The organism is uncultured Gemella sp. (genome assembly GCF_963515875.1).
Classification (GTDB): Bacteria; Bacillota; Bacilli; order Staphylococcales; family Gemellaceae; genus Gemella.
This window is the reverse complement of sequence record NZ_CAUPZX010000057.1, coordinates 1-10,149: the sequence shown is the minus strand read 5'-3', so window position 1 is coordinate 10,149 and position 10,149 is coordinate 1. Positions and strand designations below refer to the sequence as shown.

Here is a 10,149-nt window from a genome sequence, read left to right as displayed (position 1 = left end):
GAGGTCAGCTTTTTTATTTTATTCTTCTTCAGTTTCACGAGGGAAGATCATAGATTCACTAAAGTTTAAGTCGCGAAGAGCGGTGTAAGAATCTTCTAGAGAAATATAATTCAATTTTCTCATCGTTAATATTCTGTATTTTAAAAGTCGAACTGCTTCCATTTGAAGTTCTTTAAGTTCTTCTTCAAAATCGATATCTTCTAAAAATACTTCAAACAAGGTGAATGAGTAGTATCTATATATATCTTTAACGAATTCTGCAGTATTTTCATCTGAACACTTTTCATCAATAACCTTATAAGCTATATCAAGAAGTGAGTCTCTTACTGTAGGCGAACAATCGATGATAGCTTGAATTTGGCTAGAAGAAGCTTCGGCTCTTTGTTTAATTTCATCTAATTTATTGACGAAGTTAACTTTTCTTCTTTTTGGAACTTTTTCTTTAAGTTTCTCATAAAATTCTGGAGTTAGATCTTTAGCTACAAAATGACGAGTTAAACGACGTTTTAGACTAGATTCTTTTATATATATTCTCAAATTAAGAAGTAGACTTTTTGGTATTGAATAAGTAAATAAGAAAGATTTTCTAAGTTGCATGATTTTAGAAATTTCCAATATTTGCTCAATGTTAGGGTTGCCTTTAAGTATTTCAGGAAGAGCTTTATCTTGTGCTTTCATTATTTTTTTGTGTAATGCTAGTGCTTCACTAGCATTTTTAAATCTTCCAGTGTGCATGTTTCTAAAGTATGCTTTCATTTCGTGTAAACTTTTTATTTCAAAAGCATAAGCAACTTTTTCTTCGATAGATTTTTTAGAAATATCACGTTCTTTTAGTTCTTCAAGTGTTCCTTCTAGGATTTTTTCACGAAGAGAGTACTGAGTATATTCTTTTTCTTCATCTTCTCCTTTAACAATAAGTGGAAGAGCGAGTGTACCGATAACAATACTTAGTAACACGACATTACTAGCAATGAATAGGATGGTGTTTCTAAGTGGGAAGTTATCTCCAGTAGCAGTTACGATAGGAATCATAAGTGCTGTAGCAAGTGTTACTGTACCGTGAATACCGCATAAACTAGCAATTAAAGAGTAGCTAAATCTAGAATAGCTATCTTTGTCAAATTTTCTATTTAATATTATTTTTGCTGTTTTTCTAGCAGTCGTAAAATGATGAGGTTGGAATGATATGTAGTTGAAATATACAAAAATCAATCTGACTATCATTAGACCTAAAACAATAACTAATGAAATAATGAATCCATATACAATATCAATCTCTCTATTGTTAAACATTGTATGATATATCTCTGGAAGCAAATATCCTAAAAATGTAAATACGAAGCCATTTAGTACATAACTTGCTATTTGTTGAGTACTATCTATAGTTACTGCAGCATCACTACTTACAACAGTAAGTAAGTGAAGTTTTCTTTGGTAGTTGTATACTAGAGCTGTAATTACTACAGCAACGATACCAGATACACCAATATGTTCTGCAAGATAGAATACTATAATTGGTGTTATTAATTGAAAAATAACTAAAATATTAGCTTCATCAGCAAATTTTGTTGAGAATATAAACTTAATATAAGAGAATGCTATCCCAATAATAAGTCCAAAGATTGCTCCACCTCCTGCAACTACTAAAAATTTATAACTAGCATTTGCGACAGAAAATGTATTAGTAAGAACGGCTGCCAGAGCTATATTAAATGATACAAGACCAGAAGCATCATTCAGAAGCGACTCACCTTCTAGTATAGCCATAAGTCCTTTAGGTAGCTTCATTCCTTTAGTTATTGATTTAACAGCAACAGCATCTGTAGGTGATAGGATAGCGGCTAAAACAAAACATGCTGCCCATGGAATCATTGGAAGTAATAAATGAATTATGCTACCGACAACAATTACCGTCACAAGAACTAAAAATATTGCCATATATATGATTGGTTTTTTATACAACCAAATATTCTTTAATGAAGAGTTGAAACCGTCAGTAAACAGTAATGGTGCAATAACTAACATCATAAACATTTCTGATTCAAACTCAAAATGAAGTGGAAGATTAGGAATAAATGTTATCGCAGCACCAAGTATTATTTGGAATAAAGCTGCTGGAATACGTGGGAAAAGATTATTTAAAAATGAACCAAGTATTACAATTATGACAAATATACCTAGGGTAGTTAGTATTTCCATAAAAAACTCCTTTGTAATTATTTTATTATTATTTGTACCAATATATTTTACCATCAATTAGTACTAAATTCAATGATAATACAAATAAAAGGAAGATTATTCAAATTAGAATTCATAAGTCTTTAAGGTTAGTAAATATAGATAAACTATTGGTAAATTATTCTACAGCGTATTATAAAAAAATCGCTACATCTAAATATTAGTACTTAAATGTAGCGATATTCTTTCGTTTTTTATATAAAATTACCAACTAATTACTTTTCCATCTTCTATTTTAATATCAGCATCGTAAAGTTTATTTAGAAGGGTTTCATCAAAAAAGTTAGTGGCTTGATCATTTTTAATCACTTTTCCATCAAGAAGAGCAATAATATTATCACTATAAGCTAGAGCTTGATTAATATCATGCAATACCATGATAATAGTGATTCCTAATGATTTATTAAGCTCTCTTACAAGCTGCATTATAGATTTTTGATATTTTATATCAAGGAAAGTAGTAGGCTCATCTAGTATAATAATATCAGTACTTTGTGCTAACGCCATTGCGATGTAAACACGTTGAAGCTGACCTCCAGATAATTCATCTACGCGTTTATCTTTATAAGCTGATAGATTAGTTTTTTCTAGTGCGAATTCAATTTTTTCAACATCATTAGCGTTAGGTTTGTAGAAGAAGATATTTTGATAAGGAAGTCTAGCGAAACTTACCATATCATAGACGGTAATCTCTCGAGGAGTTTCATTTTTTTGATAAACAATTGCAAGAATACTCGCAAGTTCTTTTAATGAATATGAATTTAATTCCTTATTTTCGATTTTTATACTTCCAGAATTATAGTTTAAATTTTTTGCTAATATTTTTATTAGTGTACTCTTACCACAACCATTTTTACCAAGTAGGGTAGTAATCTTACCTTTTTCAATATTTACATTTAGACCTTCAAAAAGAGCATTTTTATTATCATACTTAAATGTCAGGTTATTAATTTCTATTATATTTTCCATTAACTTACTCCTTTCCTAACTAAAATAATAAATGCAGGTCCACCTATAATCATCATTATTAAATCAGCAGGTATTTCGATTGGTGCAAAAATAATACGACCGATTGTATCGAATAATAGTAGAATAAATGCTCCAAGTAAAGCACTAAATGGAATTGTGTAAGTATGATTTCGTCCAATTACAATCTTAGCAATATGAGGTGTAATAAGAGCCAAGAATACCATAACACCAGCAACAGCTGTAGAAATAGAAGCAAGAGCCACCGCAACAAATGAAATCAACAAACGAATCATATTAATATTTATACCAAGAGAACTAATAATATTATCATCCAAAGCGAAGATATTGCATAGTTTAGCTAAGAAGAAACTAATAATTAGTAATATTGGAATCCAACTTAATAATAATGAAACATCATCCCAGTTTTTAGTACCTAAACCAACAGTTTTGAATGCAGATGAAGTAGTAGAGTTAGCTTGGTTCAAATACTGCATAGAACTTAGTATTCCTGTAAAGAAATAACTTATCGCAATACCGATTAAAATAATTTTAACATTGTTTTTTGTTCTACCAGCTAAGTAATAAATGATTAAGAAACCAAGAACACCACCGATAATAGAAAATACAGACTTAAACATTAAAAATTGTGGTAATAATCCTAATCCTAAGTATAAAAATAGGTTAGCTCCACTAGAAACACCAATAATACTAGGATCAACAAGTGGGTTCTTTAATACTGTTTGTAATAATAGACCACTAACTCCCAGCGCAGCACCTACTAATAAGGTGATGATAATTCTTGGAAAACGAACGTCGATAATTGTATTTACATTGGCGTATTCTCCGGTAAAGATACCAACAGCTAATTGTCCGACGCTAGCTTTTATACTACCACTGTTCGCTGCAAAAAATATTGTACTCAATAAAAGCAGAATAAGAACAGAAAAAGTGATTGCTTTTTTATTTTTAAACATTAAGAACCTCCTTATATAGTTTATATATTTAGTATATCACATTGTTTTAAAATTGTATTATTTAAAAAACCAGAGGTAGCAATGCGCTACTTCTGGTTTTAAGTATTAGTTACTATAAAAAATACTGTACAGACTTTCTAATCCTTTTTGGTAATCATATGTAGCTGTCATACCAAACATTGAGCTATCTAAATCGACAACTTTATTATTTTTTACCGCATCAAAATGAGACCAACTCTTATTGTTTTCAAATTCTTTTTTAAACATTTCTTTTACGGTATCAGGCATAGCATGAGCAGTACGTAAAATGAAATCTGGTTTATCGTTTAAAGCAGTTTCTAAGTTTAGATTTTTAAACTCTTCGTTACCTTTAACGATATTTTCACCACCAGCTAATTTTACAAGGTTACCTACGTAAGATTTTTCAGTAGCTGCCATGTAACTCCCAGGTAACCCCATAAGAACAAGAACTTTTGGTTTCTTTTTATTTGCGATTTTTTCATTGAATTTGGCGAAGAATTCATCGTGTTCTTTCTTTAACTCTTTGAATTTTTCAGTTTTACCGAATTCTTTTGCAAGTTCTTCAGTTACAGCGTATAGCCCGTTAACACTACGAATGTCTACAAATTTATAAGGTATTTTATTTTTCTCGAATCCTTCTTTTATCCAGTCTTGTAAACTATCTGGCGCATATACAATAGAAGGGTTAATAGACTTAATAACTTCCATATTAGGATTCATCGGAAGCCCAATTTGAACAGTATTGTCATACTTTTTAGGCATACGTCCTAATTTTGTAGTAGGAACAGCTGCTAATTTAATGTCAAGAACATTAGCTACTTGAGCAAGAGCGACAGAATCCATTACTACACGTTTACCATTTTCTTCTTCAGATTTTTTATCTTTATTTACACCTGTCAAGTCTATTGTTTCATTAAAAGCTTTATCAGCTAGATTAGGATCAGTTCCAGTAGTGTTACCGGCTTTGTTTTGTGATGAACAAGCAGTAAGTACTAAGATACTAGCTAGAAGTAGTGTAAATAATAGGGATAGTTTTCTTTTCATGAATTATCTCCTAGTTATTTTTTCTTTTTTTACGAGGAAAGTAAAGTCCAGCAGCTATTGCAAGAACTCCTATACCACCTAAATAATAAGGTGTGTAGTTTGCTTCTTTAATAGCTTCCATATCTAAGCCATCATTTCCGTTTTTAATAGTGTCAGTATTAACTTCCACAAAATAACGAACAGGACGATTCATAGGTTCTACATACATTTGCACCATAGCTAAGAAGTTTTCATTTGGTACTTCAAAACGATAGTCAACATAACTATCTTTATATTGTTCAATGTTTACTTTTGTTTCAGTAGCTTCCACTTGTTTGAATTCTCCGTCTTTTTGAAGAACTTTAATGAAAGGACCTTGTTCTTTGCTACGTTGAACCCAGTTCATTAAGTGAATACGAACAGTAGCATATAGTTTACCATCTTTTGTACGTTGAAGCATAGCTTTAGACCAACGTTTTTCACCGTTAGATTTTTGATTTTTAAGAGCATCATTTAAATCTCCACCTGCATTAATAGGAGAGATTACCCCTTGTACCATACCTTCACCAATAGCAGTATTTTTAGTTCCACCATCAGCAGTAATTCCAGTTAGAGGATTTAAATATGAACCAGTGATATCAAGGTTATAAAGACCAGGATTTTTTGTTTTTTGATCTGCTTTGAAGTAATCTTCTAATTTCTTAGCAACAAATCCTTCAGGTGCTTTATTCTCATCTTTTTTGTCTTTGTTTTCTTCTTGTTTTTTCTTATTGTCTTCTTTTTTATCTTTATCTTTAGAATTATCTTCAGAACCCGATACTAAAGAAGCCCCAGACCAATTAAATTTAATAATAGCATTTTGAGATGCATCTCCACCCATAATTTGGTTCATGGCATCAACCGCAACACGCACACCAACTTTATCAGGTTTAGCTTCACCGAAATTAAAGCTTAATGTACCAGGATAAGTACTTGTACCACCATCTAAGTTTGTATCGTTATAAGTACTTGTTACAGAAGCGGCTGTCAGACCTCCTGAGAATATAGGAGATGAATAAATACTAAGTGATAATAAGTGACCGTGCATATTACTGAAATCCATAGGTGTGAATTGAACAGTAATAGTAGAAGTGTTATTATCATGAACGTTAACAGTAGCATGTGTAGCTAGTGCATTGTTCCCCATAGAAAGACGACCACTATTTTCAGCGTGCCATAGTTCCACAGGAACGCTATATACTCTGTCAGCGGCATGTACATTTTTAACGAAAGGAACATTACTAGATGTAACTATAAATGTTAATGTAGCAATAACTATCGTTAACAGTTTTAAAATTCGTTTCATTGTATAAACTCACTTTCTTTTGTATTATTTAATTTTTAATAATAAAGGCGGGAAGTTTTCCCGCCTTACGGAATAGATAATAGTAAGCTAATTAAGCAGGATATTATCTTATTATTTTTGTTTTCTTCTACCAACCATGAAGGCACTCATTAGAGTAAGAGCTCCTGCAAGAATTGATGATGATGTTTCTAAACCAGTTTTAGATAGACGACCGTTGTTTAGACGTCCACCTTTTGGAGTTAAAGCACCAGCACCATTACCAGCAGCACTTGCTCCTGGTTGACCACCATCAATAACTGCAGTACCTTGTCTTTCTGTAGCGTTAGACCAGTTTAAGCTAAGGATTGCATCTTTTTTACCAGCACCTGGCATAATACTTTCCATTGTTGGTACGAAGACAGAAACAGGAATGTTAGTTAATTTTTCGTTAGATGTGAAATGAATTTCTACTTGGTTCATAGCACCACCTGTTTTTACAACAGGATATTCAGTTCCATTAACCCAGAAACGAGTAATACCGTCTGTAAGAGTTCCTACTTTGATATCGTGGAAACGAACTTTGTAGTGATAAGTATCACCATGTTTGAATACAGTGATTCCATCTAATGCGGCATTCCCCATAGACGCACGACCTGCTTCATAAGCATTTAATAGAGAAGCAGTTACGTTATCGTAGAATGTAACTGGCACTTCTACACCTTGACCTTGAGCAGCAGCAGGAAGTGCTGGTGTTGTTGGAGTAGTAATTGGTGAAGTAGGTTGACCTCCAGGATTAGAACCAGGAGTTGGAGTGTATCCACTAGATCCAGGATTTCCACCAGCTATAGGTTTTTCTTGTTCCTCAGTTACATTAGACCAATCAAATGATAGAGTAGCATTTTGTTTACCACCACCTGGCATAATATCTTCCATAACTTGAACGAATACAGTAACAGGAACAGTTGATAGTTTTTCAGTAGATGTGAAGTGTACTTCTACTTGGTTATTGGCACCGCGAGTAGAGTTAACTGGGTACTCTGTACCATTTACCCAGAATTTAGAGATTCCACCAGTGAAACCACGAGTAGATAAATCATGGAATCTTACGATATAGTGGTAAGTACTTCCTTCTTTAAATACAGTAACATTGCTATGTTCTAGAGCTGCATCTCCCATTGATTTTCTATCAGGTTGGTAAGCGTTCAGTAGTGAGGCTTTTACTCCTTTATAGAAAGTTGCAGTTGCTGCAGATGTATTTTTTGGAGTAGATGTAGTTACTCCAGGGTTAGCGTCGCTAGGAGGAGTCCCTTCAAAACCTTGAGGTTTATCCGATGGTTTAACGTTATTTGGAGTGTCAGGTCTTGATGGAGTTATCGTTGGTTTAGGAGTAGTACCCGTAGAAGCTGCTGCTGAGGGAGCAGATTCAGTCTCGGTATGCTTTGGAGCAAGTTTTTCTTCTAATCCTTTTGTCTCGATTTGAAGAAATGCACGTTGTTTACCGTTACCAGGCATTATTTTATCCATAGCTTCAACGAATACTTCTACAGGGATACGACTCTCTAAAGTAGGTAAAGTAAATTCTGCTACTTTTGGATTTAATAAACCTGGTAATTCTATGGGTTTTAGAGGTACTTCAGATCCATTAATCCAAAAATGACCTATACCACCAGTTAAATTAGCATAAGTAATATCATGCCAAATTACTTTATATTTATATCCATTATTAACTTTTTGGACAGTAGTTTTTTTACCTTCTAATGCTACATTCCCCATTGAAGGTTTATTTTCGTAAGCGTGCATTAGTACAGCTTCTACTTCTACTTCTGGATTTTGAGTATCAGCTGCTAATAAAACTTTGTTATTGTTTTGTGCAGTTGTTGAATAATCTACCACAGCAATTGTAGAAATAATCGTTGCTGCAGATAGAACTTTTAAAAATTTATTAGTTTTCATGTTTTTATTTGTCCTCCTTAAAATTTCTCTATACATGACTTTATACAAAGAGGTAGATTACCCCTTTGTATAAAGATTTTATTATTTATATTATTTGTTGTTTCTTCTACGTAGTACTAAAGCGGATAGTAGTGCTAATACACCTAATCCAGCAGTTGCTGTTGCATTTAGTCCAGTTTTAGCTAATTGTTTAAGTCCTGTAGCTACAGTTTGAGAAGTATTTTGAGCAACAGTTTTTTCTACTTCAACATTTTTGTTTTCTTTGTTGTCTACTTGACCGAAGATGTTTTGTGCAGTTGCTTCAGCTTCTTCTTTTACATTTTGTTCTTTACTTAACTCATTGATATTTAATGTAGGTAATTCAGGTTGAATTAAAGCTTCTCCTTTGTTAGTTTTTTCTAAGTCTAAAGCAGGTAATTCAGGTTGAGTTGGCGCCTCATTTTCGTCTGTCACTACAGGTTTAGTAGAGTCAGTTGATGGAGTAGGTGTTACTGGTACTGAAGTATTTTGATCAGTTTCACCTTCTTTTTCTTTTACGATAGTGTAACGACTGAAGTGATTTGTAAAGAATGTAAGGTTTCCATCTTTATAAACACTTGGAACTTTTTCTAAAACTATATTTTTATCAACTGTCTCACGTACATAGTAAACTTCTAGTTTTTCACCTTCATTAGCTACTACAGCTACTGTAACGGCACGTGTTTCACCTTGTTTGTTGATTTCATTACCATTAGAATCAGCGAAGTGAAGATCGATTGTTTTAACAACACTTAGATTTTTATCAGCTTTTTTAGCTAATTCTTCTACTTTTTCTTTCACATCTGCTACAGTTTTTTCATTAGCTTTTTGTACAACTAAGTGATCAGCATTTATAGCAGCATTATTAAATGTTACTGTAACTTTTTCAGAAGAACCATTTTCTTCAACTTTTGCAACCAATGTATCTTTAAGAGATGCAGTTTTTACAATTGCTTCTAATTGTTTAATTTCATTAACTTTATTTTCAAGTTTAACTGCTTTTTCAGTTTCAGTTTTTAATTCAGTTACTTTTGCAGTAAGTTCTTTTTCAACTGCTGCTTTTTCTGTAGATAATTTTTCTTTTTCAGCTTCAGTAGTAGCATTGTTTATAGCTTCTTCTTTTTCTTTAACTAGTTTTTCTAATTGAGCTTTATCAGCTTCTAATTTAGTTACTGTTTCTTTAGCAGCTTCAGCTTCTTTTACAGTTTCTTTGTTTTCAGCTTGGATTTTCCCTACAGCTTCTGTTTTAACTTCTTCTAATTGTTTAATTTCATTAACTTTATTTTCAAGTTTAACTACATTTTCATTTTCGGCTTTTAATTCAGTTACTTTTGCTGTAAGTTCTTTTTCAACTGCTGCTTTTTCTGTAGATAATTTTTCTTTTTCAGCTTCAGTAGTAGCATTGTTTATAGCTTCTTCTTTTTCTTTAACTAGTTTTTCTAATTGAGCTTTATCAGCTTCTAATTTAGTTACTGTTTCTTTAGCAGCTTCAGCTTCTTTTACAGTTTCTTTGTTTTCAGCTTGGATTTTTTCTACAGCTTCTTTTAGAGCTTTTTCTCTTTCAAGTCTTTCTTTTTCAAGTCTTTCTTTTTCGGCTTGAGCTCTAGCAGCTTCAGCTTTTTCTCTTTC

6 protein-coding genes and 1 pseudogene are annotated in these 10,149 nt (G+C 32.4%); all 7 read right to left on the bottom strand.

The window, feature by feature from the left end; all coding sequences use genetic code 11:
* Positions 1-18: 18 nt before the first annotated feature.
* Positions 19-2,199, bottom strand: coding sequence for a cation:proton antiporter (locus RWL85_RS08075; protein WP_314086917.1), 2,181 nt, complete (start codon positions 2,197-2,199; stop codon positions 19-21).
* 243 nt (positions 2,200-2,442) lie between these two features.
* Positions 2,443-3,207 carry an ABC transporter ATP-binding protein gene (locus RWL85_RS08070; protein ID WP_314086915.1) on the bottom strand — a complete coding sequence of 255 codons (765 nt, stop codon included), beginning with the start codon at positions 3,205-3,207 and terminating at the stop codon, positions 2,443-2,445.
* Complete coding sequence (locus RWL85_RS08065) at positions 3,207-4,181, bottom strand: iron ABC transporter permease (RefSeq protein WP_314086914.1); 975 nt, start codon at positions 4,179-4,181, stop codon at positions 3,207-3,209. Before RWL85_RS08065 ends, RWL85_RS08070 begins: the two co-directional genes overlap by 1 nt.
* A gap of 105 nt (positions 4,182-4,286) precedes the next feature.
* A complete protein-coding gene (isdE, locus tag RWL85_RS08060; protein WP_314086911.1) occupies positions 4,287-5,246 on the bottom strand; it encodes a heme ABC transporter substrate-binding protein IsdE in 960 nt (319 codons plus the stop codon).
* 10 nt (positions 5,247-5,256) lie between these two features.
* The gene (locus RWL85_RS08055; RefSeq protein WP_314086908.1) at positions 5,257-6,570 is read right to left on the bottom strand and encodes a heme-binding Shp domain-containing protein; all 1,314 of its coding nucleotides are present in this window, start codon (positions 6,568-6,570) and stop codon (positions 5,257-5,259) included.
* A 111-nt stretch (positions 6,571-6,681) separates the two neighbouring features.
* Positions 6,682-8,502 (bottom strand): hypothetical protein, encoded by a 1,821-nt coding sequence (locus tag RWL85_RS08050; protein WP_314086906.1) that lies wholly within the window; start codon positions 8,500-8,502, stop codon positions 6,682-6,684.
* Between the two features lie 90 nt (positions 8,503-8,592).
* Positions 8,593-10,149 (bottom strand): annotated as a pseudogene (locus RWL85_RS08045) (hypothetical protein); the annotation flags it as partial.

Coding starts and splice junctions, on each gene's coding strand:
- isdE (WP_314086911.1), bottom strand. CDS start 5,246: ATGAAAAGAAAACTATCCCTATTATTTACACTACTTCTAGCTAGTATC.
- RWL85_RS08070 (WP_314086915.1), bottom strand. CDS start 3,207: ATGGAAAATATAATAGAAATTAATAACCTGACATTTAAGTATGATAAT.
- RWL85_RS08050 (WP_314086906.1), bottom strand. CDS start 8,502: ATGAAAACTAATAAATTTTTAAAAGTTCTATCTGCAGCAACGATTATT.
- RWL85_RS08075 (WP_314086917.1), bottom strand. CDS start 2,199: ATGGAAATACTAACTACCCTAGGTATATTTGTCATAATTGTAATACTT.
- RWL85_RS08055 (WP_314086908.1), bottom strand. CDS start 6,570: ATGAAACGAATTTTAAAACTGTTAACGATAGTTATTGCTACATTAACA.
- RWL85_RS08065 (WP_314086914.1), bottom strand. CDS start 4,181: ATGTTTAAAAATAAAAAAGCAATCACTTTTTCTGTTCTTATTCTGCTT.